The following is a 24,969-nucleotide window of genomic DNA, read 5'->3' on the forward strand; positions in this document are numbered from 1 at the left end:
GGCAAGATGGGGGCGTGACCCTTATCGATCAGCTGCCGCCGAACGCCGACCCCGACGCCCTCTTCGAGGCCTTCTCGACATGGGCCGAGGACCAGGGCATCACGCTCTACCCGGCCCAGGAGGAGGCGCTGATCGAGGTGGTGTCCGGGGCGAACGTCATCCTGTCCACCCCGACCGGTTCGGGGAAGTCGCTGGTCGCGGCGGGGGCGCACTTCACAGCGCTCGCGAACGATCAGGTCACCTTCTACACGGCGCCGATCAAGGCGCTGGTGTCGGAGAAGTTCTTCGACCTGTGCAAGCTCTTCGGCACGGAGAACGTCGGCATGCTCACCGGCGACGCCTCCGTGAACGCGGACGCGCCGGTCATCTGCTGCACGGCCGAGGTCCTCGCCTCGATCGCGCTGCGGGACGGCAAGTACGCCGACATCGGCCAGGTCGTCATGGACGAGTTCCACTTCTACGCGGAGGCGGACCGCGGCTGGGCCTGGCAGATCCCGATCCTCGAACTGCCGCAGGCGCAGTTCGTCCTCATGTCGGCGACGCTCGGCGACGTGTCGATGTTCGAGAAGGACCTGACCCGGCGGACCGGGCGTCCGACCTCGGTGGTCCGCTCGGCGACGCGGCCGGTGCCGCTCTCGTACACGTACGAGCTCACGCCCATCACGGACACCCTGACGGAGCTCCTGGAGACCAAGCAGGCGCCCGTCTACATCGTCCACTTCACGCAGGCGCAGGCCGTCGAGCGCGCGCAGTCGCTCATGAGCATCAACATGTGCACGCGCGAGGAGAAGGACCGGATCGCCGAGCTGATCGGCAACTTCCGCTTCACCACCAAGTTCGGGCAGAACCTCTCGCGGTACGTCCGCCACGGCATCGGCGTCCACCACGCGGGCATGCTGCCGAAGTACCGCCGGCTCGTCGAGAAGCTGGCCCAGGCCGGTCTGCTGAAGGTGATCTGCGGGACGGACACGCTCGGCGTCGGCGTCAACGTGCCGATCCGTACGGTGCTGTTCACGGCGCTGACGAAGTACGACGGCACCCGGGTCCGCACGCTGCGGGCCCGGGAGTTCCACCAGATCGCGGGCCGGGCCGGCCGGGCCGGCTTCGACACCGCCGGTTACGTGGTCGCGCAGGCTCCCGAGCACGTCATCGAGAACGAGAAGGCGCTCGCGAAGGCGGGCGACGACCCGAAGAAGCGCCGCAAGGTGGTCCGGAAGAAGGCCCCTGAGGGCTTCGTCGCGTGGAGCGACACCACCTTCGAGAGGCTGATCGCCGCCGAGCCCGAGCCGCTGACCTCCCGTTTCAAGGTCACGAACATCATGCTGCTCTCGGTGATCGCGCGGCCGGGCAACGCCTTCGACGCGATGCGCAAGCTCCTGGAGGACAACCACGAGCCGCGCAAGGCGCAGCTGCGGCACATCCGCCGGGCCATCGCGATCTACCGCTCGCTGCTCGACGGCGGTGTCGTGGAGCAGCTGGACACGCCGGACGCCGAGGGCCGCACGATCCGGCTGACGGTCGACCTCCAGCAGGACTTCGCGCTCAACCAGCCGCTGTCGACGTTCGCGCTCGCCGCCTTCGACCTGCTGGACCCCGAGTCCCCGTCGTACGCCCTCGACATGGTGTCGGTCCTCGAGTCGACGCTCGACGACCCGCGCCAGATCCTCGCCGCGATGCAGAACAAGGCGCGCGGCGAGGCCGTCGGGCAGATGAAGCGCGACGGCGTCGAGTACGAGGAGCGGATGGAGCGGCTCCAGGAGATCTCGTACCCGAAGCCGCTGGAGGAGCTCCTCTGGCACGCGTACGACGTCTACCGGAAGTCGCACCCGTGGGTCGGCGACCACCCGGTGTCGCCGAAGTCGGTCATCCGTGACATGTACGAACGCGCCATGACGTTCACCGAGTTCACGTCCTGGTACGAGCTGGCGCGGACCGAGGGCATCGTGCTGCGCTACCTCGCGAGCGCGTACAAGGCGCTCGACCACACCATCCCGGACGACCTGAAGACCGAGGACCTGGAGGACCTGATCGCCTGGCTGGGCGAGATGGTGCGCCAGGTGGACTCCTCGCTCCTCGACGAGTGGGAGCAGCTGGCGAACCCGGAGATCCAGACCGCCGAGGAGGCCCAGGAGAAGGCCGACCAGGTCAAGCCGGTCACGGCGAACGCCCGCGCCTTCCGGGTCCTCGTGCGCAACGCGATGTTCCGCCGCGTGGAGCTGGCGGCCCTGGACCACGTGGACGCGCTGGGCGAGCTCGACGCGGGGGCCGGCTGGGACGCGGACGCGTGGGGCGAGGCGATGGACGCCTACTGGGACGAGTACGACGACCTCGGTACGGGACCGGACGCGCGTGGCCCGAAGCTCCTCGCCATCGAGGAGGACGCGGCCCATGGTCTGTGGCGCGTTCGGCAGACCTTCGCCGACCCGAACGGCGACCATGACTGGGGCATCAGCGCGGAGGTGGATCTCGCGGCCTCCGACGAGGAGGGCCGGGCGGTCCTGCGCGTGACGTCCGTGGGACAGCTGGGACAGCTGGGACAGCTGGGACAGAACTGAGGATCGGCCCGCTCTAAGGAGAAGTGACGGTGACCAACCCCGCCGAGAGGCTCGTCGATCTGCTCGATCTGGAGCGGATCGAAGTGAACATCTTCCGTGGGCGCAGCCCGCAGGAGTCCTTGCAACGGGTCTTCGGCGGGCAGGTCGCCGGCCAGGCCCTCGTGGCGGCCGGGCGGACCACCGAGGGCGACCGGCCGGTGCACTCGCTGCACGCCTACTTCCTGCGGCCCGGACGGCCCGGCGTGCCGATCGTGTACCAGGTGGAGCGGGTGCGGGACGGCCGGTCGTTCACGACGCGCCGGGTCACCGCGGTCCAGGAGGGGCGGACGATCTTCAATCTGACGGCCTCCTTCCACAAGCCGGAGGAGGGCGCCTTCGACCATCAGCTGCCGCCGCGGCACCTGACCGACCCGGAGAGCCTGCCGAACCTCGCCGACGAGATCCGCGAGCACCTGGGCGCGCTGCCGGAGGCCCTGGAGCGGATGGCCCGCCGCCAGCCGTTCGACATCCGGTACGTGGACCGGCTGCGCTGGACCCAGGACGAGGTCAAGGACGCCGATCCCCGCTCCGCGGTGTGGATGCGGGCCGTGGGGCCGCTGGGCGACGACCCGCTGATCCACACCTGCGCGCTCACCTACGCCTCGGACATGACGCTCCTGGACGCGGTCCGGATCCCCGTGGAGCCCCTGTGGGGTCCGCGCGGCTTCGACATGGCGTCGCTGGACCACGCGATGTGGTTCCACCGGCCCTTCCGGGCGGACGAGTGGTTCCTGTACGACCAGGAGTCGCCGATCGCGACCGGTGGCCGGGGGCTGGCGCGGGGCCGGATCTACGACCGCGAGGGCCGGCTCCTCGTCTCGGTGGTCCAGGAGGGCCTGTTCCGCAAGCTGTGACCGGCGGCCGCGGTCGGCCGCCGGCTCCGGTCGGCCGCAGTCTGCCGGTGGCCACGGTCGGCCGCAGTCTGCCGGTGGCCACGGTCGGCCGCCCCGGTCGGACGGTGGTCAACCGTCCACGCAGGCGTTTCGGGGTCCCGGGCTTCGCCACCGTGGCGGAACACCCCGCCGGTCGCGTCGATCATGATCAGTTCTTCGATCCCTTCCACGATTCGCCCGAGGACAGCATGAGCACCGTGTCGACCGGCATCACCATCCGCGCCGCCCGCGCCGAGGACTTCCCCCAGTGGCGCGCCCTCTACCGCGGCTACGCCGACTTCTACGAGGTCGAGCAGACCGAGGAGGCCGCCGGGCGCGTGTGGTCGTGGGTGCGCGACCCCGCCCACGAGGTCGAGGCCCTGGTGGCCGAGGACGGTGAAGGCCGGCTCATCGGCCTCGCCCACTACCGCGCCTTCGCCCGCCCGCTCTCGGCCACCACCGGCGGCTTCCTCGACGACCTGTTCGTCAGCCCGGAGAGCCGCGGCTCGGGCGCCGCCGACCTGCTGCTCGGCGCCCTGCGCGGGATCGCCGCCGAGCGCGGCTGGAGCGTCGTCCGCTGGATCACCGCCGACGACAACCACCGGGCCCGTGCCAAGTACGACCAGCTGGCGACCCGCACGATGTGGGTGACGTACGACATGGCACCCGGCGCCTGACACCGGTCCCGGCCCCGCGTGGCCCGATCGTGCCGCTACGGGGCTTGCGGGACTACGGGGCCTGGTCGAAGCCCGGGAGGGTGTCCTGGGTGACGTCGTGGCGGCGGGCGCGGATGTCGGGGCCGGGCGGGTGGAGTTTGGCGTCGCAGGTCGGCCCGAGGCCCGTGCGGCGGGAGTCCGTGCCGGTCAGGGGCCGGCCGCAGAGGCGGCAGCACACGCGGTGGGGCTCTTCCTCCGCTGCGGAATCGATCGCGATTGCCAGTCGTTCGTCACCCATGTTGAGATCAAACCCCATTTCGACGAGGAGCGGCCCGCATGAGCCTGTACGACATCCCCCTGAAGACCCTGACCGGGGAGCCCGTCTCCCTCGCCGACTACCGGGACCACGCGGTCCTCGTCGTGAACGTGGCCTCGAAGTGCGGTCTCACTCCGCAGTACGCGGGGCTGGAGCGGCTGCAGAAGGCGTACGGGGAGCGCGGCTTCACCGTGCTCGGCGTGCCCTGCAACCAGTTCGCGGGCCAGGAGCCGGGCAGCGCGGACGAGATCCAGACCTTCTGCTCGGCGACGTACGGGGTGTCCTTCCCGCTGCTGGAGAAGAGCGACGTCAACGGCGAGGGCCGTCACCCGCTCTACACGGAGCTGACGAAGGTCGCGGACGCGGAGGGCGAGGCCGGCGACATCCAGTGGAACTTCGAGAAGTTCCTCATCGGCAAGGACGGCGCGGTCACCCGTTTCCGTCCGCGCACCGAGCCGGAGGCCGCGGAGGTCGTCTCCGCGATCGAGGCGCAGCTCGTCTGACGCGGTGCGCCGCCCCCGGACGCCTGCGGTGTCCGGGGGCGGCGGCGTTCTCAGGGGGTACGGGGACGGAGCAGGCAGCGGGCCGGGCCCGCCGCCTGGAGGGTGATCGCGGACGCGACCGGGACCTCGGCGTCGACGGCCTCGAACTCGTGCCGCTGGAGGATCATCGCGAGGGCCACCACCGACTCCAGCATGGAGAAGTGCTGGCCTATGCAGGCGCGCGGGCCGCCGCCGAAGGGGAACCAGGCGTACCGGGGGCGGGCCGCCTCCGCCTCGGGGGTGAAGCGGTCGGGGTCGAAGCGCTCCGGGTCCTCCCAGTAGCCCGGGTGGCGGTGGGTGACCCAGGGGGCGACGATGACATCCGCGCCCGCCGGGATGACGACGCCGTCGATCTCGGTGGCGGCGACGGCGCGCCGGCCGATGACGGCCGCCGCCGGGAAGAGCCGCATGGCCTCCTTGAGGACCTGTGTCACGTACGGCAGGGCGTCCAGGTCGGCGGCGCCGGGGGTGCGTCCGGCGAGCACCCGGTCGACCTCCTCGTGCGCCCGCTTCTGGGCCTCCGGGTGCCGGGCGAGGAGGTGGAGCGCGAAGCCGAGGGAGGTCGCGGTCGTCTCGTGGCCCGCGAGGAGGAAGACGAGGACCTGCTCGCGCAGTTCGGTGGCGCTGAAGCTGCCGTCCTCGGCGCTCTCGGCCTCGACGAGGAGCGTGAGGAGGTCCTGTCCGTCGCCGGGGGCGCGGTCGGAGGCCCGGCGGTCGGCGATGATCTGGTCGCAGGCCTCGTACAGCGCCGTGTGGACGGCGGCGGCCCTGCGGTTGGCGGGGGTGGGCCAGTCGCGGGGCGTGTTGAGCGGGGAGAAGCCGCGGCGGAGGACATAGGCGCCGAGCTCGGGGAAGCAGCGCTCGACGACCTCGATGGCCGCGTCGACGTCGGTGCCGAAGAGGATGCGGGCGACGGCGCGGAGCGCGAGCCGGGTCATCTCCTCGAGCACGTCGACGGTGGAGGCCGTGTCCTGGTCCCACTCCGCCGTGAGGGCGGCGACCTCGGCGGCGATCGCGTCGGCGTAGCTGTCGACGCGGCGCTTGGTGAAGAGCGGCTGTACGAGCCGGCGCTGGCGGAGGTAGTCCTCGTCCTGGCTGGTGAGCAGTCCGTTGCCGAAGGACTCGCGCAGCTCCTGGTAGAAGGCGTTGTCCTTGCGGAAGTTGGCCGATTCGCCGGCGAGGACCTGTTGTGCGCCCGCGGCCGAGAAGACGCCGTAGACGGTGGCCCGGATGCCGGGCGGACCCGCGCTGATCCGGACGACGTCGCCGTGCTCGCGCTGGGCGCGCAGGAAGGTGCCCAGGGAGTCGTTCCTGAGGTCGAGCATGGAGCCGAGCAGCGGAATTCCCGGGAGTTCGGGCGCTTCGGTCCGGGTGGTGGTGGCCATGATCGGTTCCCCCTTGGTCGTCACCGTCGGGGCGATTCTCCCCCAGGAAGTAACCCACAAGTAGGACGGGCTGAACACCCGTCCGAATGCGGGCGGTTGGTCCCGTCTCGGCGGCCGCCGGACGGCGGCGGAGGGCGACTGTCAGTGGTGTCTGCGAGGCTCGTTCCATGGACCGACCCGAGCTCACGCTACAACTGACGATCGACTGCACCGACCCCCAGCGTCTCGTGCCCTTCTGGCTGGAGGCCCTTCGGTACGTCCCCGATCCGCCGCCCGCGGGACACACGACCTGGCGGGAGTACTGGGAGGCGATCGGCGTGCCCGAGGACGAACTGGGCGAGGACGCCGGGGAGCTGCCGGAGTCCATCGTGGACCCGAAGGGCGTGGGCCCCCGCGTCTGGTTCCAGCAGGTCCCGGAGCCCAAGACCGTCAAGAACCGCGTCCACCTCGACCTCAAGGTCGGCGGCGGCCGCGACGTCCCGCTCGCGCTCCGCCGGGAGCGCGTGGACGGCGAGGTCGCCCACCTGACGGCCCTGGGCGCCACGATCCTGTACGCGATGGACGAGCCGAACGGCATGGACTACTACGCGGTGGTGCTCCAGGACCCGGAGGGCAACGAGTTCTGTCTCGTGTGAGCCGGGGCGGGGCGGTGCGACCCCGCCCCGCCGCCTCGCCGCCCGCTACTTCGCGAGCGCGCGGCTGATCACCATGCGCTGGATCTCGCTCGTGCCCTCGAAGATGGTGTAGATGGCCGCGTCCCGGTGCATCCGCTCCACCGGGTACTCGCGGGTGTAGCCGTTGCCGCCGAGGATCTGGATGGCCTGGCCGGTGACCTGCTTGGCGACCTCGCTGGCGTACAGCTTGGACATGGAACCCTCGGCCGCCGTGAACGGCTTGCCGGCGGTCGCCATCCAGGAGGCGCGCCAGACGAGGAGCCGGGCCGCGTCGATCTGGGTGGCCATGTCGGCGAGCTGGAAGGCGACGCCCTGGTTCTCGATGATCGGCCGGCCGAACTGCACGCGGGTCTTCGCGTAGTCGAGGGCGACCTCGTACGCGGCGCGGGCGGTGCCGACGGCCATGGCGCCGACGGCCGGGCGGGAGGCCTCGAAGGTCGCCATGGCGGCGTTCTTCACGCTCTGGCCGCCGCCCGCCTTCGCCTTCTCACGGGCCCGGGCGAGACGCTCGTCGAGCTTGCCCTTGCCGCCGAGGAGGCAGTGGCCGGGGACGCGGACGTCCTCCAGGACGACCTCGGCGGTGTGGGAGGCGCGGATGCCGTGCTTCTGGAACTTCTGCCCCTGCGAGAGGCCGGGGGTGTTCGGCGGCACGATGAAGGAGGCGTGACCGCGGGAGCCGAGCTCGGCGTCGACGACGGCGACGACGACGTGCACGTTGGCTATGCCGCCGTTGGTCGCCCAGGTCTTGGTGCCGTTGAGGACCCACTCGTCCTTGGCCTCCTCGTACACGGCCCGGGTCCGCATGGCGGCGACGTCGGAGCCGGCGTCGGGCTCGGAGGAGCAGAAGGCGGCGAGCTTGACGTCGTTCGCGTCGCCGTACATCTGCGGGACCCAGGTGCCGATCTGCTCCTCGGTGCCATTGGCGAGGACGCCGACGGCGGCGAGGCCGGTGCCGACGATGGAGAGGGCGATGCCCGCGTCGCCCCAGAAGAGCTCCTCCATGGTCATCGGGACGCCGAGGCCGGTCGGGTCGAAGAACTGCTGGGCGTAGAAGTCGAGGGAGTAGATTCCGAGCTTGGCGGCCTCCTGGATGATCGGCCAGGGGGTCTCCTCACGCTCGTCCCATTCGGCCGCCGCCGGACGCATCACATCGGCGGCGAAACCGTGCAGCCAGTCGCGGACCTGCTTCTGGTCGTCGTTGAGTTCGAGCGTGAACTCGGCCATAGTTCCCTCCCAGCAGTACGTTACTTGCGGTAACAGCAGTCTGTTACCGACGGGTACGGCCTGTCAACCTGCGGCGGAGCGGTTCGGGCCGCCCGGCACCGGACGCCGGGCGGGTGTTACGTTGCGACAGCTTCACGGAATCGCACGGGCGGGGAGACACGCTTATGGACATCACACACCGGACCACCGATCAGCAGAAGCCCGCGGAACAGCGACGGCGCGAACTGCTGGAGGCGGCGGACCGGGTGGTGCTCCGGGACGGCCCCAAGGCGTCCATGAACGCCATCGCGGCGGAGGCCGGCATCACCAAGCCGATCCTCTACCGGCACTTCGGTGACAAGGGCGGCCTCTACCGGGCCCTCGCCATCCGCCACACGGACGCGCTCCTCTCGGCGCTCCGGGCAGCGCTCGACGCCCCGTCCGACCGGCGCCGCCGCGTCGAGTCCACCCTCGACACCTACCTGGCCTCGATCGAGGCCATGCCGCAGGTGTACCGCTTCCTCATGCACCCGGCGGAGGAGTCGCACCAGTCCGAGCAGGGCTTCGACGTCGGCCGCCACTCGGCCCCGCTGCTGCGCCGCATGGGCGAGGAGCTCGGCCAGGTCATCGCCGAGCGCGTCGACCTGGGCCCCGCCGCCGAGGTCCAGGCCCGCATCTGGGGCCACGGCATCGTCGGCATGATGCACGCGGCCGGCGACTGGTGGCTCGGCGAACGCCCCTGCTCCCGCGCCCACCTGGTCACCAGCCTCGCCGACCTCCTCTGGGGCCGCCTCGCGATGGCCGACGACCTCCCCGGCGGGCCGGGGTTCTAGGTCGTGTTTCGAAAGTAGCGTCGTCTGCCCGAAGGGCAGGAGCCGCACGGTTCCAGGAACGGCCGGGAAGCCCTCCCGTACCGCTTCAGCCCTTCAGTACGGACGCGTCGCCGCCCCACGGCTGCTTGCGGATGGTGCGCAGCAGACGTGACTTGCGCCACCCCGTCACATGGTCGGCGTAGACCCCGCCCTCCAGGTGGTCGGTCTCGTGCTGGAGGCAGCGGGCGAAGAAACCCGTGCCCTCGATCCGTACCGGAGTGCCGTCCAGCCGGACGCCCTCCACGACGGCGCGGTCGAAACGCGGCGTCGGCGCCTCCAGACCCGGCAGGGAGAGACAGCCCTCCGGGCCCCGGACGACGTCGCCGTCGGCCTCCACCAGCGTCGGATTCACCACATGGCCCAGGTGGCGCGTGTCCTCGTCGTCGGGGCAGTCGTACACGAAGACCCGCAGGCCCACACCGACCTGGTTCGCCGCCAGGCCCACGCCGTTCGCCGCGTACATCGTCGCGAACATGTCCTCGACGAGCCGGGCCAGTTCGGGGCCGAAGTCGGTGACGGGTACGCAGGGCGCGTGCAGTACGGGTTCGCCGAGCAGAGTCATCGCTCGGACCAGGCCGGAACTGCCGGGGATGGGACGGTTTCGCATGGCCGTAAGGGTACGGTCCGCCGTGACCAGCCTGTTTCCCGCGGTCTCACGTCGGTGCCGCTGTTCGGGCTGCTGGCCGGATCTCGATAGGCTGAGCCCGGACCGACGCAAGGAGGAACAAGAACGATGTCAGGACACCCCGGTAATCCAGAGCCGCTTTCGCCGCGCGCCAAGCTGGCCGTGACGGCGGGCAAGGCCGCGGCCGCGGTGTCGCGTGCGGCAGGTCGCGGCAGCGGATCCGTGATCGGCGGCAAGGTGGCGCTGAAGCTCGACCCGGACCTCCTCGGGCGGCTCGCGCAGCACCTGGACGTCGTCCTGGTGTCGGCGACCAACGGCAAGACGACGACGACCCGGCTGATCGCCGAGGCGCTCCGCGCCGCCGGCCCCGTGGTCTCGAACGCCCTCGGCGCGAACATGCCCGCGGGCATCACGTCGGCGCTGGCCGGCGGCTCGGACTCCAAGTACGGCGTCATCGAGGTCGACGAGAAGTACCTCGCCGGCGTCGCCCGCGACACCACGCCCAAGGTGATCGCGCTGCTCAACCTCTCCCGCGACCAGCTCGACCGCGCCGCCGAGACGCGGATGCTCGCCGAGAAGTGGCGCGAGGGCCTCAACGGCACCAAGGCCGTGGTCATCGCCAACGCCGACGACCCGCTCATCGTGTGGGCCGCCTCCTCCTCCCCCAACGTGGTGTGGGTGGCCGCCGGCCAGGAGTGGAAGGACGACGCCTGGTCGTGCCCCGCCTGCGGCGGTGTGATGCAGCGCCCGGGCGACGACTGGTTCTGCGGCGAGTGCGGCTTCCGCCGCCCCGCACCGAGCTGGGCGCTCAGCGGCGACCACGTGCTCGACCCGCACGGTTCGGCCTGGCCGATCCGCCTCCAGCTGCCCGGCCGCGCCAACAAGGCGAACGCCGCGACCTCCGCCGCGGTCGCCGCGGTCTTCGGGGTGCCGCCGCAGGTCGCGCTGGAGCGCATGTACCAGGTGCAGGCCGTCGCCGGACGTTACGACGTCGTCTCGTTCCAGGGTCGCGACCTGCGTCTGCTGCTCGCGAAGAACCCGGCCGGCTGGCTGGAGACGTTCTCGCTCATCGACCAGCCGCCGACCCCGGTGATCCTCTCCGTCAACGCCCGCGGCGCCGACGGCACGGACACCTCCTGGCTGTGGGACGTGGACTACGGGCGGCTCGCGGGCCACCCGATCATGGTGATCGGCGACCGGAAGCTGGACCTGGCGGTCCGCCTGGAGGTCGCGGGTGTGGACTTCCGCGTCTGCGAGACGCTCGACGAGGCCGTCACCATGGCCCCGCCCGGGCAGATCGAGCTGATCGCCAACTACACCGCCTTCCAGGACGTCCGCCGCCGCGTCGGCAACTGACCCGTAGAGGACTTGCAGCATGAGTGACAGCAGCCTGCGCCTGGTCTGGGTCTACCCGGACCTGCTCAGCACCTACGGCGACCAGGGCAACGTCCTCGTCGTCCAGCGCCGCGCCGAGCAGCGCGGCCTCCACGTCGAGCGCGTCGACGTCCGCAGCGACCAGCCGGTGCCGACCTCCGGCGACATCTACCTGATCGGCGGCGGTGAGGACCGGCCGCAGCGGCTCGCGTCCGAGCGGCTGCGGCGGGACGGCGGCCTCAGCCGGGCCGCGTCCAACGGCGCGATCATCTTCTCGGTCTGCGCCGGCTACCAGATCCTGGGCCACGAGTTCATCAACGACCTCGGCGAGCGCGAGGCCGGCCTGGGCCTGATCGACGTGATCTCGACCCGCGGCGAGGGCGCGCGGTGCGTCGGCGACGTCCTCGCGGACATCGACCCGCGCCTCGGCCTGCCCCAGCTGACCGGGTTCGAGAACCACCAGGGCATCACCCACCTCGGCCCGACGGCCCGGCCGTTCGCCCGGACCGTCTTCGGCAACGGCAACGGCACCGGCGACGGCACCGAGGGCGCGTACAACGACACCGTCTTCGGCACGTACATGCACGGCCCCGTCATGGCGCGGAACCCGCAGATCGCGGACCTGCTCCTGAAGCTGGCCCTCGATGTGAACGCCCTGCCGCCGACCGACGACCGGTGGTACGAGGCGCTGCGCGCCGAGCGCATCGCGTCGGCCACGCAGCCCGCCTGACAAGCCCCCTGACGCACACTCACGGGCTCGTACGAAAGTACGGTGTCCACTGTGCGGACATCCGTTTCGGCCCCGCCACCCTGCACCGATAGGGTGGCGGGGATCCAGCCGGACGACGTGGTCCGGGAGTCGGCCCACGTTGCAAAGGTTTTTGGGCTATGCGCATTGGTGTGCTCACCTCCGGCGGAGACTGCCCCGGTCTGAACGCCGTCATCCGTTCCGTCGTACACCGCGCCGTCGTCGACCACGGTGACGAGGTCATCGGCTTCCACGACGGGTGGAAGGGCCTGCTGGAGTGTGACTACCGCAAGCTCGACCTCGACGCGGTGGGCGGCATACTCGCCCGCGGCGGCACCATCCTCGGCTCCTCCCGGGTCCAGCCCGCGCACCTGGTCGGTGGCGTCGAGACCGCCCGCGGCCACGTAGCCGACCTGGGCCTCGACGCGATCATCCCGATCGGTGGCGAGGGCACCCTCAAGGCGGCGAACCTCCTCTCCGAGGCGGGCCTGCCGATCGTCGGGGTCCCGAAGACCATCGACAACGACATCGCCTCCACCGACGTCACCTTCGGCTTCGACACCGCCGTCACCGTCGCCACCGAGGCCCTCGACCGGCTGAAGACCACCGCCGAGTCCCACCAGCGCGTCCTCGTCGTCGAGGTCATGGGCCGCCACACCGGCTGGATCGCGCTGCACTCCGGCATGGCCGCCGGCGCGCACGCCGTCGTCGTCCCCGAGCGCCCCTTCGACATCGACGAGCTGACCGCCCGGGTGGGCGCGCGCTTCGAGGCCGGCAAGCGGTTCGCGATCGTCGTCGTCGCCGAGGGCGCGAAGCCGCGCGAGGGCTCGATGGACTTCAAGACCGCCGGCACCGACATCTACGGCCACGAGCGGTTCACCGGCATAGCGAACCAGCTCTCCGTGGAACTGGAGCAGCGCCTCGGCAAGGAGGCCCGACCGGTCATCCTGGGCCACGTCCAGCGCGGCGGCACCCCGACCGCGTACGACCGCGTCCTCGCCACCCGCTTCGGCTGGCACGCGGTGGAGGCGGCACACCGCGGCGAGTTCGGCATGCTGACCGCGCTGCGCGGCACGGACATCGTCATGGTGCCGCTGGCGCAGGCCGTCGAGTCCCTCAAGACGGTCCCCGGGGACCGCTACGCCGAGGCCGAGTGCGTGCTCTGACCCCCTTCCGGACGTGACACCCGCCCCCGGTCGCAGTCGCGGCCGGGGGCGGTTCTAGTCTGGTGCGGACAACAAGCGCGAATCGGGCTCCAGGAGTACTCAGATGGATCACAGCGGGCACGGCATGACCATGGATCTGCCGCCGTTCACGCTGGGGCGGGGCCTGGAGTTCTCTCCCGACCTCTTCTTCCTGGTCGGCTGCCTCGCGGGGCTCGGTCTCTACGGCTGGGGTGTGGTGCGGCTGCGGCGGCGCGGAGACGCGTGGCCGGTGAGCCGGACGGTGTTCTTCACCGTCGGCGTCCTGTCCATCGCCCTGGTGATGTGCACCAAGCTGAACGACTACGGCATGGTCATGTTCAGCGTGCACATGGTGCAGCACATGGTGATCTCCATGCTGTCGCCGATCCTGCTGCTGCTCGGCGCGCCGGTGACGCTGGCGCTGCGGGCGCTGCCGGTGGCGGGCCGGGGCTCGACGGGGCCGCGCGAGCTGCTCCTGAAGCTGCTGCACAGCCGGTACATGAAGGTGATCACGCACCCGGGCTTCACGATCCCGATGTTCATCGCGAGCCTGTACGCGCTGTACTTCACGCCGCTCTTCGACTTCCTGATGGGCTCGAAGCCCGGGCATCTCGGGATGATGGTGCACTTCCTGATGGTCGGCCTGGTCTTCTTCTGGCCGATCATGGGCGTGGACCCGGGTCCGCACCGGCCGGGGTACGTGATGCGGATGCTGGAGCTGTTCGCGGGCATGCCGTTCCACGCGTTCTTCGGCATCGCGCTGATGATGGCCAGCGAGCCGATGGTCGGGACGTACATGAACCCGCCCGCCTCGCTGGGGATCGACGCCCTCGCCGACCAGAACGCGGCGGGCGGCATCGCCTGGGCGTTCAGCGAGGTCCCGTCCGTGCTCGTGCTGATCGCGCTGGTCTACCAGTGGTACCACTCCGACCAGCGGCAGGCGGTCCGCATGGACCGGGCCGCCGACCGGAACGGGGACAAGGAGCTGGAGGCGTACAACGCGTACCTGGCCTCGCTCCGGGCCCGGAGCCGCTGAGGAAGGGCGCGTCCTGGGAGTAGCGCGCGCCCCCCTTCCGGGGTCACGATGGGGACCAGGGGGCACGACGCCCCCGACGGCTTCCGCGGCCCCGGTCGGGAGGAGGCGGACCGATGTCCGGTCCCACGAAGACGATGGCGGCGCTCACCGGCGCGGCGCTGGTGCTGACGACGGCCTACACGGTGGCGCTCGGCAGCAGCGGCTGGCTCTGGTTCGGTCTGGTGATCCTCGTGGTGGCCACGATCGGGATGGCTGCGGCGGACAGCTCGGTGCCGGGCGCCGCTCCGCGTCGCCGACGCCCACCGGGCAGGCCTGGCGCGACGCAGCCCTGACACGACGCGGCGCTTTACCGGCTTCCCAGCCGGCTCTCCGGGCGCTACATGTGGCGGTTCGAGTAGTACTGCTCGATGAGCCGGATGAACGTGATGTCGTGGTCGTCCTGGCCGCTCTCGAAGTCGGGGGACTCCTTGACCTGTTCCTTGGTGCACGTGACGTGCACCGTCTCGTTCTCGCGGTCGATCCGGCCGACGGTCCCCGCGGGGAGCAGCACCTTGCGGCCGAGGATCCACGGGCCGGTGTCGACGACGAGGTAGGACCGGTCGACGTCCTCCGTGTGCGCGTCCACCTTGCCGATGGAGCCGTCGCTCGCCTCCACCTTGTAGCCGATGAGCGCGGTGCCCGGCACATGGCCGGAGGTCTCGCTGTACCCCCAGATCTCGGTGCCCATGGCGGGCCTCCTCCCGGCGTCCCCCCGCGGCTTCCTCCTGCGGTCCGCGTGAGTTCGCGTCTACCCGGATTCGCGCCCGCTACCCGCGCGGGGCGAGGACGATCCAGGTCTGTCCGGGCGCGAAGGCGAGGGGCGACCCGTCCGGGGTGGTGAAGGCGGTGCCCGCCGTCGGCGAGGGCCGGGACCAGCGGGCCTCGTACGCGCGGCCGTCGCGCAGGACGAGCGCGGTGCCGCTGCCGGTGGTCTCGGTGTACGGGGAGACCGCTCCGTACCGGTCCTGGAAGGCGGACGGGCGGATGGTGACGCGCTGGACGACGACCGTCTCGGGGGTGAGGGGCCCGGTGTCCGTCGCGCGGGTCTCGCGGCCGTCCATCGCCACCCGCCAGGCGCGGTCGGCGGCGGACCAGGTGAAGGTGTAGCGGGCGGCCGGGAAGCGGACGGTCGAGGACTCGGTGCGGGTGCCGCCGTCGGCCGGGGCGGGTCCGAAGCGGAAGCCGACGTCACGGGCGTTCCCGGCGCCCGGGTCGGTGGCGAGGGCGCGTTCCGGGCGAAGGTAGAGGTTGTGCGGTGCGGCCCGGTCGGGGGAGCGCCGGAAGGCTCCGGGGGTGGTGGTCTCGGTGACGAGGTGCAGGGGTGCGGCGGCCAGCAGGGGGTTCAGGGCGGACTGCGCGCCCGAGTAGGCGAGAACCGGCCGGCCGAAGGCGGCGAGGAGGGTGATGTCGGACTCGCGGGCGCTGCGGACGGGGCCGGCGAGCTCGGGGAGTCCGGAGGAGTACACGGCGAGGAGCCGGGTCACGCCGCCCTCGACCTGTTCGACGTAGACGAGGTCGGCGGCGCCGAGACCGGTCTGGGGGCGGGCCGCGGCCACGTTGTCGATCTTGACGGCGAGGACGGGGGCGGGCCGGGCGGGGAGTCCTGTGAGCGGAGACCGGCCGGTGGGTGCGGGGCTCGTGGTGGCGGGCGTGGGGGTCGGGCTAGGTTCCCGCGGGCCGGGGTCGGAGCAGCCGTACAGACCGGCCGCCGTCAGCGCGCAGAGGAGCGCGGTGAGGACACGGCCGGGACGTCTCGTTCCGCTTCCGTCCGTCATCGTGACGCTCCCCCACCAGTGGACCACGGGCCCGCGCGCCGATACAACGGGCATGACGGACGACGAACGGGGGTCGCGGGTGTTCTACCACCTGATGAAACACGTACTGCTGGGGCCGCTCCTCAGGCTGCTCTTCCGGCCGAGGATCGAGGGCCTTGAGCATGTCCCGGCGGAGGGAGCGGCGATCGTCGCTGGCAATCACCTCTCCTTCTCCGACCACTTCCTGATGCCGGTCGTGCTCGACCGGCGGATCACCTTCCTCGCGAAACAGGAGTACTTCACGGGGCCGGGCCTCAAGGGCCGGCTCACGGCCGCCTTCTTCCGGGCCGCCGGCCAGATCCCGGTGGACCGGTCGGGGAAGGAGGCCGGGCAGGCAGCGATCCGCGAGGGGCTCGGCGTCCTGGACAAGGGCGAGCTGCTGGGCATCTATCCCGAGGGGACGCGGTCGCACGACGGGCGGCTCTACAAAGGCAAGGTGGGGGTGGCGGTGATGGCGCTGACCGCCGGGGTGCCGGTGGTGCCGTGTGCGATGGTCGGCACCTTCGAGATCCAGCCGCCGGGGAAGGTCGTGCCGCGGATCCGCCGGGTCACGATCCGTTTCGGGGCGCCGCTGGACTTCTCCCGTTTCGCGGGGTCGGCGGGCGAGCGGGCGGTGGTCCGCGCGGTGACCGACGAGATCATGTACGAGATCCTGCGGCTGTCCGGGCAGGAGTACGTGGACGAGTACGCGGCCGTGGTGAAGGCGGCGGAGGCGGGGAACGACGTCCCCGCGCGAAAGTTCCGCCGCCGGGAACGCTGACGGCGGATCCGCGCACGGCGCAATCCCCTGGGCCGGTGCTTCCGGCACGCGTAGCGTCGCGATCATGACCAAGGGACACGCGTTCGTACTGGGTGGGTCGGGACAGGTGGGACGGGCGGCCGTGCGGGCGCTCGTCGCGGACGGCTGGGAGGTGACGGCCGCCTCGCGGGGCGGTGTCAGGGACGCGAGGTGGCCGGACGAGGTCCGCTCGGTGCGGCTCGACCGGACCGAGGAGGGGGCGCTCGCCGCGGGGCTCGGCGACGGCTGTGACGTGCTGGTCGACATCGTCGCGTACGACGCCGCGCACGGCAGGCAGCTGACCGGTCTCGCCGACCGGATCGGTTCGGCGGTGGTGGTGTCGAGCGGCGCCGTCTACGAGGACGCGCGGGGCCGCAGCTTCGACACGCAGGACCGGCCGGACGGCTTCCCCGCCTTCCCGGTGCCGACGCCGGAGGAGTGGCCGACGGTCGCGCCCGGCGACACGACGTACGGCACGCGGAAGATCGCCCTGGAGCGGGAGCTGCTGGCGGCGGGCGACGCGCTGCCGACGACGCTGCTGCGCGCGGGCGCGATCCACGGTCCGTACAGCCCGGGTCCGCGCGAGCTGTGGTTCGTGAAGCGGGTGCTCGACGGGCGGCCGGTGCGCGTCCTCGCGTACGGCGGCGCCTCGCGGTTCCATCCGGTCCACGTCGACAACCTCGGGGAGCTCGTCCGGCTCGCGGCGGCGAAGCCTGGCAGCCGGGTGCTCAACGGCGGCGACCCGGAGGCGCCGACGGTGGCGGAGATCGGGGCGGCGATCGACGCGGTGATGGGGGTGACGATGGAGACGGTGCTGTTGGACGGGGAGCCGGACGGCACGGTGGGGGCCACTCCGTGGAGCGGGCCGCATCCGATCGTCTACGACATGTCGGCGGCCGAGCGGGAGTTGGGGTACCGGCCGGTGGTGTCGTACGCCGAGACGCTGCCGGAGACGGTGGAGTGGCTGACGGGGCACCTGGGCGACCGGGAGTGGCGGGAGGCCTTCACGGGGCTCGCGAAGTACGGCGTGGACCTGTTCGACTACGCGGCGGAGGACGCCTGGCTGAAGGCCCGGAGCTGACGGACGGGGAAGAGGGGCGGCCGTCGGACGGCCGCCCCTCTTCTCATCGCTTCGCGCGGGCTGTTACGGCTTCGGGGTGGCGTGCGGTGCGCACGTCTGGTCCGTGGCGTCCAGCTTGCCGGTCAGCAGGTAGGCCTCGACCTTGCTGTTGACGCACGGGTTGAGCAGGCCGGTGACGCCGTGCGAGCCGGCGCCCTTCTCCGTGATCAGGCGCGAGTCCTTGAAGCGCTTGTGCAGTTCGACCGCGCCGGCGTACGGCGTGGCGGCGTCGCGCTCGGACTGGACGATGAGCACGGGCGGCAGGCCCTTGTTCGTCTTCACGTCGGTCGGGCGCTGGCGCGGGGCGGACCAGGTCGCGCAGGGCAGGTTCATCCACGCGTTGGCCCAGGTCATGAACGGGTACCGCTCGTGGAGGCGGGAGTTGTCCCGGTCCCACTTCTTCCAGCTGGTCGGCCACGGCGCGTCGGCGCACTCGACCGCGGTGTAGACGGCGTTGCCGTTCTCCGAGGCGATGTTGCCGGCGGTGTCCGTGAGGTCCGCGGCGGCCGACTCGATCAGCGGCTGCGGGTCACCCGCGGCGTACGCGCTCCAGGCCTCGGCGACCGGGGCCCACATGGAGTCGTAGTACGGGGCGTTCTGGAAGAAGCCGATGAGCTCGGCCGGTCCGGCCTTGCCGCCCAGGGGCTCCTTCTTGGCGGCGGCGCGCAGGGTCTCCCACTGCTGCCGGACCTCCGGCAGGGTGTCGCCGAGGTGGTAGGTGGCGTCGTTCTGGGCGACCCAGGTCATCCAGTCCGTGAGCCGGCCCTCGAAGGCGATGTCCTGGCCGAGGTTGGCGCCGTACCAGATCGAGCGCTTCGACGGGTTGACAACGCTGTCCACGACCATGCGGCGGACGTGCGTCGGGAACAGGGTGCCGTAGACCGCGCCGAGGTACGTGCCGTACGAGACGCCGACGAAGTTCAGCTTCTTCTCGCCGAGCGCGGCGCGGACGACGTCGAGGTCGCGCGCGGTGTTGGGCGTGGTCATGAAGGGCAGCATGTCGCCGCTCTTCTCGGCGCAGCCCTTGGCGTACTCGGCGGCGAGCTTGCGCTGCGCCTGCTTGTCGGCCTCGGTGTCGGGAACCGGGTCGAGCTTGGGTCCCTTGACGAACTCGGTCGGGTCGACGCAGGAGATGGGGGCGGACTTGCCCACGCCTCGGGGGTCGAAGCCGACGAAGTCGTAGGCCTTGGCGGTGTTCGCCCAGATCGCGTTCTTGGTGGTGACGCGGCGGGGGAAGCGGAGGCCGGAGCCGCCGGGGCCGCCGGGGTTGTAGAGCAGGGCGCCCTGGCGCTCGGCCGGGGTGCCGGTGGACCTGACGCGGTCGACCGCGATCTTGATCTTCTTGCCGTCGGGCTTGGCGTAGTCGACCGGGACGGTGACCCAGCCGCACTGGATCGGCTTCTCCAGGCCCCAGTCGGCCTGGCAGTCCTGCCAGTCGATGCCCGTCTGGGCGGCCCGGGCCGCGGCGACGGCGACGCCGATCGATTCCGCGTCGCGCAGGTGCCGGACGCTGTCGGCGTTGGCCGCCGGGGCCGCGAGCGCGCCCACGACGAGGGTGCCCGCTATCAGGGTGCCGGCCGAGCCGAGCATTGCCGTACGTCTCACGTGTCTCCCCCAGAGTGGGCGCTGCCCCCGTGGCAGCCCCGGGTGTCGGGTTGTCCGGTCGATCTTGTCCCCCCGGAGACTCCCGAAGTAAGGGCGAACACGCGTTTCTTTGCCGAACCAATAACCGGTGAACGGTGTACCGCTGAGCGGTGACGTCCCGGACCCGCCTCAGAGCGGGGCGAGTTCGGCCAGGGCCGCGTCGAGGAGGCGCCGCAGTGCGAGGGCGTCGGGGGCGACGGCGGTGACGAGGGCCGCGGGGCCGGCGAGCGGGGCGATCACGGCACCCTCTCCGAGGAGTCGCGTTTCTACCGGTTTGTCGGTCAGGTCGGGGTCGACGACGAGGAGTTGGCCGGTCGCCCGGTGGCCGCCGAGGACCGCGCCGCCGTCCCAGCCGCCGGGGGCCCCCGGTCCGTACGCCAGCTCCTGGTCGAGGAGGGGCCGTCCGGCGCGACGGACGGTCAGGCGGGTGACGAGGGTGCCGGGTGCTTCGCCGTGCCTGCCGAGGACCTGCTCCTCGCGCAGGACGAGCCGTGCCGTGGCGGCGAGGTCGACGGTGGTGCGCATCCGCAGGTCGGAGCCCTGGGCGGAGACGAGCTGCTCGGGCAGCCAGCGCAGGACCGCCTCCTCCCCCACGTCGATCCGGAGGTCGTACGTGGCGGGCTCGGCGCTCCGGCCCGGCAGGGCGAGCGTGGCGGCGGCCGAGTCGACGAGGAGACGGGCCCCGTCGCGTACCTCGGTCTCGATCGCGAGCCGGTCACCGCCGAGCGGGGCGCTCATCGCCCCGACGACGGTGACCCGGGTCCAGCCGTCGACGGCCCTGGTGCGGCGCAGGGCGAGGGGGCCGTCGCTCTCCAGGAGCGGCAGCCCGCCGTCGGCCGCGGCCGCGATCCGTGCGGTGGCGCGCAGGCTCACGCGGTCCGCGTCCCGGCCGCGGTCCAGGCGCCGAGCTGGGCGCGGACCCAGTCGGCGACGGGCCCGACGCCGTTCTCGGCGCGGAGGGAGGTGAAGGCGACGGGCAGCTCGCCGCGCTGCTCCTTCGCGTCGCGGGCCATCCGTTCCAGGTCGGAGCCCACATGGGGGGCGAGGTCGGTCTTGTTGACGACGAGGAGGTCGGCGGTGGTGACGCCGGGGCCGCCCTTGCGGGGGATGTCGTCGCCGCCGGCGACGTCGATGACGAAGATCTGGGCGTCGACGAGCCCCTTGGAGAAGGTGGCGGTGAGGTTGTCGCCGCCGGACTCGACCAGGATGAGGTCGAGCGGGCCGACCGTCTCCTCCAGCTCCTCGACGGCTTCGAGGTTGGCGGAGATGTCGTCGCGGATGGCGGTGTGCGGGCAGGCGCCGGTCTCGACGGCCTGGATGCGCTCGGGCGGCAGGACGGCGTTGCGGAGGAGGAACTCGGCGTCCTCGCGGGTGTAGATGTCGTTGGTGACGACGGCGATCGAGAGGGTGTCCCGCAGGACCCGGCAGAGCGCGGCGACGGTGGCGGTCTTACCGGAGCCGACCGGTCCGCCGAGGCCGATGCGCAGGGCGCGGCGGGTGCCGTCGGGGCGGTGGGCGTCGGCGGAGACGGCTCCGTGGTGGGTGTGGCCGTGGTCGAGGTGCATGGCTCTCCTGTCGGAGCGGTTACGAGGCGAAGAGACGGACGGGCCAGGTCGCGTGCTGTTCGGCGGTGAGGTCGAGCAGCGGCGCGGAGGCGGCGGGCAGGGCCGCGACGCCCTGGCGTGCGGCGGCCGTGGCGCGTTCGACGACCTGGTCCATGTCGGGCGCGAGGCGGGCGAGGACGGCGGTCGCCTGGTAGGGGTCGAGGCTGAGGAGGCGTACGGCGGCGGTGGCGGGGCCGCCGACCGTCTCGTACGCGACGCAGTGGGCGGCGTCCTCGGGGCCGAGTCCGGCGGCCCGGGCGGTGACGCCGAGGACGACGGGCTGATGGGCGCCGCGCGGGAAGGCCGTCGCGAGCGCGGCGAGTTCGGGGCTCGGCCAGGCGGCGCGGGCGGCCCGCAGCAGCTGGCGGCCGAGCCTGCGGGCGGCGGCGCGCAGGGCGGGTGAGGGCGTACGGGCGTCGGCGGCCGCGTCGAGCTCGTACGGGTCGAGGCCGTGGGCGGCGGCCGCGGCGAGGCCCGCCGAGGTGAGGCCGGTGGTGTGAAGCCGGCCCCGGCAGAAGGCCTCCAGATCGGCGGCGTCCTTGATGCGGCCGGCCTTGACCGCGGCCTCGGCGCCGCCGGAGTGGGCGTGCCCGCCGGCGGGGAAGCGGCCGTCGGCGAGCACGAGGAGTGCGGAGCGTGCCATCGTTTCCGCGCCCTCAGAAGAGGAAGTAGCGCTGAGCCATGGGCAGTTCGGCGGCGGGTGCCGGCTCGACCGGATCTCCGCCGATGGTCACCGAGAAGGTGTCGGCGTCGACCTCGACCCGGGGCAGTGCGTCGTTCTCCCGCATGTCCGCCTTGGTGACCCGCCGGGTGTCGCCGATCGCGACGAACTCCTTGTGCAGACCCAGCCGCTGGGGCAGGTCGTCCTCGATCGCCGCCCGGGCGGTGAAGTTGACGGAGCCGGCCGCCGCCGCCCGGCCGAGCGCGCCGAACATCGGGCGGGGCAGGACGGGTTGCGGGGTGGGGATGGAGGCGTTGGCGTCGCCCATCTGCGCGTAGGCGATCTGACCCCCCTTGATGACGGAGAGCGGCTTGACGCCGAAGAAGGCGGGTTCCCAGAGGACGAGGTCGGCGAGCTTGCCCGTCTCGACGGAGCCGATGAGGTGGTCCATGCCCTGGGCGACGGCCGGGTTGATCGTGTACTTGGCGACGTAGCGGCGGGCCCGGTGGTTGTCGGCGCGGCCGTCGCCGGGCAGGGCGCCGCGCCGCTTCTTCATCACGTGGGCGGTCTGCCAGGTCCGCATGATCACCTCGCCGACGCGGCCCATGGCCTGGGCGTCGGAGGAGATGATCGAGATGGCGCCCAGGTCGTGGAGGACGTCCTCGGCGGCGATCGTGGAGGGCCGGATGCGGGATTCGGCGAAGGCGAGGTCCTCGGGGACGGCCGGGTTGAGGTGGTGGCAGACCATCAGCATGTCGAGGTGTTCGTCGATGGTGTTGACGGTGTGCGGGCGGGTCGGGTTGGTGGAGCTGGGCAGGATGTACGGCTCCGAGACGACCGTGATGATGTCGGGAGCGTGCCCGCCGCCTGCGCCCTCCGTGTGGTACGCGTGAACGGTCCGGCCCGCGATGGCGGCGAGGGTGTCGTCGACGAAGCCTGCTTCGTTCAAGGTGTCCGTGTGGATGGCGAGTTGGGCGCCCGTCTCCTCGCAGACGCCGAGACAGGCGTCGATGACGGCAGGGGTCGCGCCCCAGTCCTCGTGGATCTTGAACCCGAGGGCGCCGCCCCTGAGCTGGGAGTGCATGGCCTCCCGGGACATGGTGTTGCCCTTGCCGAGGAGACCGATGTTGACGGGGAAGGTGTCGAGCGCCTCGAACATCCGGGCCAGGTGCCAGGGGCCGGGCGTGACGGTGGTGGCCTTGGTGCCCTCGGCCGGTCCGGTGCCGCCGCCGACGAGCGTGGTGACGCCGGTGGCGAGCGCCTGCTCGACGACGGTCGGGGAGATGAAGTGGACGTGGGTGTCGACGGCGCCGGCCGTGACGATCCGGCCGTTGCCGACGATGATCTCGGTCTCGGGACCGATCACGAGGTCGGGGTGGACACCGTCCATGGTGTCGGGGTTGCCGGCCTTGCCGATGCCGGTGATCCGGCCGTCCCGGATGCCGATGTCGGCCTTGACGATGCCCCAGTGGTCGATGATCACGGCTCCGGTGATCACGGTGTCGGGGGCGCCTTCGGCGCGGGTGGTGCGGGACTGGCCCATGGACTCGCGGACGACCTTGCCGCCGCCGAAGACGGCCTCGTCACCGGCGCGGCCGGGGCCGCCGCTGCGGTCCTCCTCGATCTCGACGAGGAGGTCGGTGTCGGCGAGCCGGACGCGGTCGCCGGTCGTGGGGCCGAACAGGTCGGCGTAGACGGCGCGGTGCAGGTCAGGCACGGAGGCCTCCGTTCGGACCGGTGGCTTCGGTGGAGACGTCGAGGGGCCCCGCGGTCTCGCCGCGCAGGCCGGGGACGATCCGGCGGCCCGTGAGCGGGACGAGTTCGACCTCGACGGGGATGCCGGGCTCGAAGCGGACGGCGGTCCCCGCGGCGATGTGGAGGCGCTGCCCGCGCGCGGCGGCCCGGTCGAACTCCAGGCCGGGGTTCACCTCGGCGAAGTGGTAGTGGGAGCCGACCTGGACGGGCCGGTCGGCGGCGTTGAGCACGGTCACGCGGGTGACGGGGCGGCCCTCGTTGAGGGCGACGGGCTCGTCCGCGTACAGGATCTCTCCGGGGATCATCGGCTCGCCCCCTCAGATGATGGGGTCGTGGACGGTGACGAGCTTGGTTCCGTCCGGGAAGGTGGCCTCGACCTGGACGTCGTGGATCATCTCGGGGATGCCCTCCATGACGTCCGCGCGGGAGAGCACCTTGCGGCCGGAGGCCATGAGCTCCGCGACCGTACGGCCGTCCCGGGCACCTTCCAGGATGTGGGAGGTGAGCAGGGCGACGGCCTCGGGGTGATTGAGCCTCACACCCCGCGCCCGGCGCTTCTCCGCCACATCGGCGGCGACGTGAATGAGCAGGCGTTCCTGTTCGTGCGGGCTCAGTTGCACTCTTCCACCTCACAGTCGTCGACCGGGACGGGACCCGGACAGCTGCGGACCCTACCCAGCGTCAACACCTTGTTGAGCTGCGGAGAAGCGGCACGCGGCCAGACATTGCACGTTAGGGCGGAAGTTTTTCCGGCGCGTTAACTCCGGCTTTGCGTTTCCATGATCATCCGATCGGATCGACGGTCATGGACATCAACCCCCGGAGCCCGTCCTCCAGGATGTCGACGGCGACGTCCCCGAAGAGGGCCTGCTGGGCGATGAAGCCCCGGGCGACGGCGATGAGGGTCCTGGCCACGTGGTCGGCGGGGACGTCGGCGTGCAGCAGTCCGCTCTCGCGGTAGGCCGTGACCAGCTCCGTCCACGCGACACGCATCCCGTGGTAGCCCTCCGCGAGGGTCTTCGCCAGCTCCTCGTTCCGCAGGGTCTCCGTCCACACCTGGATGATCAGGCGCGCGAAGGCCTGCCGGTCGGCGCCCTCGATCCGCTCTTCGAGGAAGAGCCGGAGCACCGCCCCGAGCAGGACGTCGGGGGTGGGGGGCGGGGTGGCCCTGGACGCCTCCTCGAACGCGCTCCGGATGCCGGCGAAGGCCTCGGTGGCGATGGCCCCGATGAGTTCGTCCTTGCCGCGGAAGTACCGGTAGACCGCGCCGGCCGAGAGACCCACCTCGGTCAGTACGTCCTGCATCGAGGTCGCGTGGAAGCCGTTGCGGGCGAAGCAGCGCGCCGCGCCGTCGAGGATCTGCCGCCGCCGGGCGTCGAGGTGTTCCTGGGAGACACGAGCCATGGGTCGAACCTAAAACGAATGGACGGGACGGACGAAGACAGCCGGGGTCCCCCTCCTCAGTGGAGGGGG

The 24,969-nt window shown here is 71.8% G+C and carries 27 protein-coding genes; 13 read left to right on the plus strand and 14 right to left on the minus strand.

All coding sequences use genetic code 11. The features are described 5' to 3' along the window. Nucleotides 1–14 precede the first annotated feature (14 nt). The 3 genes from ACWFR1_RS07460 (at nucleotide 15) to ACWFR1_RS07470 (ending at nucleotide 4,143) form a co-directional block, all read left to right on the plus strand. Nucleotides 15–2,555, plus strand: coding sequence for a DEAD/DEAH box helicase (locus ACWFR1_RS07460; protein WP_453547544.1), 2,541 nt, complete (start codon nucleotides 15–17; stop codon nucleotides 2,553–2,555). Between the two features lie 29 nt (nucleotides 2,556–2,584). Next, nucleotides 2,585–3,448 carry an acyl-CoA thioesterase gene (locus tag ACWFR1_RS07465; RefSeq protein WP_453547547.1) on the plus strand — a complete coding sequence of 288 codons (864 nt, stop codon included), beginning with the start codon at nucleotides 2,585–2,587 and terminating at the stop codon, nucleotides 3,446–3,448. Between the two features lie 227 nt (nucleotides 3,449–3,675). Beyond that, on the plus strand, nucleotides 3,676–4,143 hold the full coding sequence (locus ACWFR1_RS07470) for an N-acetyltransferase family protein (RefSeq protein ID WP_453547549.1): 468 nt from the start codon (nucleotides 3,676–3,678) through the stop codon (nucleotides 4,141–4,143). A 52-nt stretch (nucleotides 4,144–4,195) separates the two neighbouring features. Here the strand turns inward: ACWFR1_RS07470 and ACWFR1_RS07475 are convergent, their stop codons facing one another. Continuing rightward, nucleotides 4,196–4,420 carry a DUF6011 domain-containing protein gene (locus ACWFR1_RS07475; protein WP_453547551.1) on the minus strand — a complete coding sequence of 75 codons (225 nt, stop codon included), beginning with the start codon at nucleotides 4,418–4,420 and terminating at the stop codon, nucleotides 4,196–4,198. Nucleotides 4,421–4,458: 38 nt separating this feature from the next. Here ACWFR1_RS07475 and ACWFR1_RS07480 point away from each other — a divergent pair, with 38 nt between their 5' ends. Next, a complete protein-coding gene (locus tag ACWFR1_RS07480) occupies nucleotides 4,459–4,941 on the plus strand; it encodes a glutathione peroxidase (RefSeq protein ID WP_453547553.1) in 483 nt (160 codons plus the stop codon). A gap of 50 nt (nucleotides 4,942–4,991) precedes the next feature. Here ACWFR1_RS07480 and ACWFR1_RS07485 read toward each other — a convergent pair whose 3' ends face one another. Then, nucleotides 4,992–6,365, minus strand: coding sequence for a cytochrome P450 (locus ACWFR1_RS07485; protein ID WP_453547555.1), 1,374 nt, complete (start codon nucleotides 6,363–6,365; stop codon nucleotides 4,992–4,994). A 167-nt stretch (nucleotides 6,366–6,532) separates the two neighbouring features. Here ACWFR1_RS07485 and ACWFR1_RS07490 point away from each other — a divergent pair, with 167 nt between their 5' ends. Next, nucleotides 6,533–7,000: a VOC family protein gene (locus ACWFR1_RS07490; RefSeq protein ID WP_453547558.1), complete on the plus strand. Its 468-nt coding sequence runs from the start codon at nucleotides 6,533–6,535 to the stop codon at nucleotides 6,998–7,000. A 45-nt stretch (nucleotides 7,001–7,045) separates the two neighbouring features. Here the strand turns inward: ACWFR1_RS07490 and ACWFR1_RS07495 are convergent, their stop codons facing one another. Next, nucleotides 7,046–8,263, minus strand: coding sequence for an acyl-CoA dehydrogenase family protein (locus tag ACWFR1_RS07495; RefSeq protein WP_453547561.1), 1,218 nt, complete (start codon nucleotides 8,261–8,263; stop codon nucleotides 7,046–7,048). Nucleotides 8,264–8,427: 164 nt separating this feature from the next. On the opposite strand from ACWFR1_RS07495, the gene ACWFR1_RS07500 reads away from it, so the two are divergent. Beyond that, complete coding sequence (locus ACWFR1_RS07500; RefSeq protein WP_453547563.1) at nucleotides 8,428–9,075, plus strand: TetR family transcriptional regulator; 648 nt, start codon at nucleotides 8,428–8,430, stop codon at nucleotides 9,073–9,075. Nucleotides 9,076–9,160: 85 nt separating this feature from the next. Here ACWFR1_RS07500 and def read toward each other — a convergent pair whose 3' ends face one another. After that, nucleotides 9,161–9,721: a peptide deformylase gene (gene def, locus ACWFR1_RS07505; protein ID WP_453547565.1), complete on the minus strand. Its 561-nt coding sequence runs from the start codon at nucleotides 9,719–9,721 to the stop codon at nucleotides 9,161–9,163. A 126-nt stretch (nucleotides 9,722–9,847) separates the two neighbouring features. Here def and ACWFR1_RS07510 point away from each other — a divergent pair, with 126 nt between their 5' ends. The 5 genes from ACWFR1_RS07510 to ACWFR1_RS07530 all read left to right on the plus strand — a co-directional run bounded on the left by ACWFR1_RS07510 (nucleotide 9,848) and on the right by ACWFR1_RS07530 (nucleotide 14,413). After that, the gene (locus ACWFR1_RS07510) at nucleotides 9,848–11,095 is read left to right on the plus strand and encodes a MurT ligase domain-containing protein (protein ID WP_453547567.1); all 1,248 of its coding nucleotides are present in this window, start codon (nucleotides 9,848–9,850) and stop codon (nucleotides 11,093–11,095) included. 19 nt (nucleotides 11,096–11,114) lie between these two features. Beyond that, nucleotides 11,115–11,843 (plus strand): type 1 glutamine amidotransferase, encoded by a 729-nt coding sequence (locus tag ACWFR1_RS07515; RefSeq protein ID WP_453547570.1) that lies wholly within the window; start codon nucleotides 11,115–11,117, stop codon nucleotides 11,841–11,843. A 158-nt stretch (nucleotides 11,844–12,001) separates the two neighbouring features. Next, entirely contained in the window at nucleotides 12,002–13,027 is a 1,026-nt protein-coding gene (locus ACWFR1_RS07520) for a 6-phosphofructokinase (protein WP_453547572.1), read from the plus strand. 103 nt (nucleotides 13,028–13,130) lie between these two features. Continuing rightward, nucleotides 13,131–14,081, plus strand: a complete 951-nt coding sequence (locus ACWFR1_RS07525; protein ID WP_453547574.1) for a cytochrome c oxidase assembly protein — start codon at nucleotides 13,131–13,133, stop codon at nucleotides 14,079–14,081. A gap of 113 nt (nucleotides 14,082–14,194) precedes the next feature. Then, on the plus strand, nucleotides 14,195–14,413 hold the full coding sequence (locus tag ACWFR1_RS07530) for a hypothetical protein (protein WP_453547627.1): 219 nt from the start codon (nucleotides 14,195–14,197) through the stop codon (nucleotides 14,411–14,413). Between the two features lie 44 nt (nucleotides 14,414–14,457). Here the strand turns inward: ACWFR1_RS07530 and ACWFR1_RS07535 are convergent, their stop codons facing one another. Both ACWFR1_RS07535 and ACWFR1_RS07540 read right to left on the minus strand, forming a co-directional pair. Continuing rightward, nucleotides 14,458–14,808, minus strand: a complete 351-nt coding sequence (locus tag ACWFR1_RS07535; protein ID WP_453547576.1) for a PRC-barrel domain containing protein — start codon at nucleotides 14,806–14,808, stop codon at nucleotides 14,458–14,460. A gap of 79 nt (nucleotides 14,809–14,887) precedes the next feature. Further along, complete coding sequence (locus ACWFR1_RS07540; protein WP_453547578.1) at nucleotides 14,888–15,895, minus strand: DUF3048 domain-containing protein; 1,008 nt, start codon at nucleotides 15,893–15,895, stop codon at nucleotides 14,888–14,890. Between the two features lie 79 nt (nucleotides 15,896–15,974). Here ACWFR1_RS07540 and ACWFR1_RS07545 point away from each other — a divergent pair, with 79 nt between their 5' ends. Together ACWFR1_RS07545 and ACWFR1_RS07550 are read left to right on the plus strand one after the other, a co-directional pair. Next, nucleotides 15,975–16,694, plus strand: coding sequence for a lysophospholipid acyltransferase family protein (locus tag ACWFR1_RS07545; RefSeq protein WP_024755725.1), 720 nt, complete (start codon nucleotides 15,975–15,977; stop codon nucleotides 16,692–16,694). Between the two features lie 64 nt (nucleotides 16,695–16,758). Then, nucleotides 16,759–17,793, plus strand: a complete 1,035-nt coding sequence (locus tag ACWFR1_RS07550; protein WP_453547581.1) for an NAD-dependent epimerase/dehydratase family protein — start codon at nucleotides 16,759–16,761, stop codon at nucleotides 17,791–17,793. 63 nt (nucleotides 17,794–17,856) lie between these two features. Here ACWFR1_RS07550 and ACWFR1_RS07555 read toward each other — a convergent pair whose 3' ends face one another. From ACWFR1_RS07555 to ACWFR1_RS07590, 8 genes are all read right to left on the minus strand, one after another. After that, a complete protein-coding gene (locus ACWFR1_RS07555; RefSeq protein ID WP_453547624.1) occupies nucleotides 17,857–19,422 on the minus strand; it encodes an alpha/beta hydrolase in 1,566 nt (521 codons plus the stop codon). A gap of 183 nt (nucleotides 19,423–19,605) precedes the next feature. Next, nucleotides 19,606–20,349: an urease accessory protein UreD gene (locus ACWFR1_RS07560; RefSeq protein ID WP_453547583.1), complete on the minus strand. Its 744-nt coding sequence runs from the start codon at nucleotides 20,347–20,349 to the stop codon at nucleotides 19,606–19,608. Continuing rightward, the gene (gene ureG, locus ACWFR1_RS07565) at nucleotides 20,346–21,041 is read right to left on the minus strand and encodes an urease accessory protein UreG (RefSeq protein ID WP_453547586.1); all 696 of its coding nucleotides are present in this window, start codon (nucleotides 21,039–21,041) and stop codon (nucleotides 20,346–20,348) included. Before ureG ends, ACWFR1_RS07560 begins: the two co-directional genes overlap by 4 nt. 19 nt (nucleotides 21,042–21,060) lie before the next feature. Further along, nucleotides 21,061–21,723: an urease accessory protein UreF gene (locus ACWFR1_RS07570; RefSeq protein WP_453547588.1), complete on the minus strand. Its 663-nt coding sequence runs from the start codon at nucleotides 21,721–21,723 to the stop codon at nucleotides 21,061–21,063. Between the two features lie 13 nt (nucleotides 21,724–21,736). Further along, nucleotides 21,737–23,458, minus strand: a complete 1,722-nt coding sequence (locus ACWFR1_RS07575) for an urease subunit alpha (RefSeq protein ID WP_453547590.1) — start codon at nucleotides 23,456–23,458, stop codon at nucleotides 21,737–21,739. Then, nucleotides 23,451–23,801, minus strand: a complete 351-nt coding sequence (locus tag ACWFR1_RS07580; RefSeq protein ID WP_453547592.1) for an urease subunit beta — start codon at nucleotides 23,799–23,801, stop codon at nucleotides 23,451–23,453. The genes ACWFR1_RS07575 and ACWFR1_RS07580 overlap by 8 nt, the downstream gene beginning before the upstream one ends. Before the next feature lie 12 nt (nucleotides 23,802–23,813). Then, nucleotides 23,814–24,116 (minus strand): urease subunit gamma, encoded by a 303-nt coding sequence (locus tag ACWFR1_RS07585; protein WP_453547594.1) that lies wholly within the window; start codon nucleotides 24,114–24,116, stop codon nucleotides 23,814–23,816. Nucleotides 24,117–24,279: 163 nt separating this feature from the next. Further along, complete coding sequence (locus ACWFR1_RS07590; protein WP_453547596.1) at nucleotides 24,280–24,900, minus strand: TetR/AcrR family transcriptional regulator; 621 nt, start codon at nucleotides 24,898–24,900, stop codon at nucleotides 24,280–24,282. Nucleotides 24,901–24,969: the final 69 nt, after the last annotated feature.

It is taken from the genome of Streptomyces sp. NPDC055103, assembly GCF_053607625.1.

Bases quoted from the DNA above. Each gene is read 5' to 3' on its own strand.
- ACWFR1_RS07470 (WP_453547549.1), top strand. From the start codon at position 3,676: ATGAGCACCGTGTCGACCGGCATCACCATCCGCGCCGCCCGCGCCGAG.
- ACWFR1_RS07475 (WP_453547551.1), bottom strand. From the start codon at position 4,420: ATGGGTGACGAACGACTGGCAATCGCGATCGATTCCGCAGCGGAGGAA.
- ACWFR1_RS07480 (WP_453547553.1), top strand. From the start codon at position 4,459: ATGAGCCTGTACGACATCCCCCTGAAGACCCTGACCGGGGAGCCCGTC.
- ACWFR1_RS07485 (WP_453547555.1), bottom strand. From the start codon at position 6,365: ATGGCCACCACCACCCGGACCGAAGCGCCCGAACTCCCGGGAATTCCG.
- ACWFR1_RS07490 (WP_453547558.1), top strand. From the start codon at position 6,533: ATGGACCGACCCGAGCTCACGCTACAACTGACGATCGACTGCACCGAC.
- ACWFR1_RS07495 (WP_453547561.1), bottom strand. From the start codon at position 8,263: ATGGCCGAGTTCACGCTCGAACTCAACGACGACCAGAAGCAGGTCCGC.
- ACWFR1_RS07500 (WP_453547563.1), top strand. From the start codon at position 8,428: ATGGACATCACACACCGGACCACCGATCAGCAGAAGCCCGCGGAACAG.
- def (WP_453547565.1), bottom strand. From the start codon at position 9,721: ATGCGAAACCGTCCCATCCCCGGCAGTTCCGGCCTGGTCCGAGCGATG.
- ACWFR1_RS07510 (WP_453547567.1), top strand. From the start codon at position 9,848: ATGTCAGGACACCCCGGTAATCCAGAGCCGCTTTCGCCGCGCGCCAAG.
- ACWFR1_RS07515 (WP_453547570.1), top strand. From the start codon at position 11,115: ATGAGTGACAGCAGCCTGCGCCTGGTCTGGGTCTACCCGGACCTGCTC.
- ACWFR1_RS07520 (WP_453547572.1), top strand. From the start codon at position 12,002: ATGCGCATTGGTGTGCTCACCTCCGGCGGAGACTGCCCCGGTCTGAAC.
- ACWFR1_RS07525 (WP_453547574.1), top strand. From the start codon at position 13,131: ATGGATCACAGCGGGCACGGCATGACCATGGATCTGCCGCCGTTCACG.
- ACWFR1_RS07530 (WP_453547627.1), top strand. From the start codon at position 14,195: ATGTCCGGTCCCACGAAGACGATGGCGGCGCTCACCGGCGCGGCGCTG.
- ACWFR1_RS07535 (WP_453547576.1), bottom strand. From the start codon at position 14,808: ATGGGCACCGAGATCTGGGGGTACAGCGAGACCTCCGGCCATGTGCCG.
- ACWFR1_RS07540 (WP_453547578.1), bottom strand. From the start codon at position 15,895: ATGACGGACGGAAGCGGAACGAGACGTCCCGGCCGTGTCCTCACCGCG.
- ACWFR1_RS07550 (WP_453547581.1), top strand. From the start codon at position 16,759: ATGACCAAGGGACACGCGTTCGTACTGGGTGGGTCGGGACAGGTGGGA.
- ACWFR1_RS07555 (WP_453547624.1), bottom strand. From the start codon at position 19,422: ATGCTCGGCTCGGCCGGCACCCTGATAGCGGGCACCCTCGTCGTGGGC.
- ureG (WP_453547586.1), bottom strand. From the start codon at position 21,041: ATGCACCTCGACCACGGCCACACCCACCACGGAGCCGTCTCCGCCGAC.
- ACWFR1_RS07570 (WP_453547588.1), bottom strand. From the start codon at position 21,723: ATGGCACGCTCCGCACTCCTCGTGCTCGCCGACGGCCGCTTCCCCGCC.
- ACWFR1_RS07580 (WP_453547592.1), bottom strand. From the start codon at position 23,801: ATGATCCCCGGAGAGATCCTGTACGCGGACGAGCCCGTCGCCCTCAAC.
- ACWFR1_RS07590 (WP_453547596.1), bottom strand. From the start codon at position 24,900: ATGGCTCGTGTCTCCCAGGAACACCTCGACGCCCGGCGGCGGCAGATC.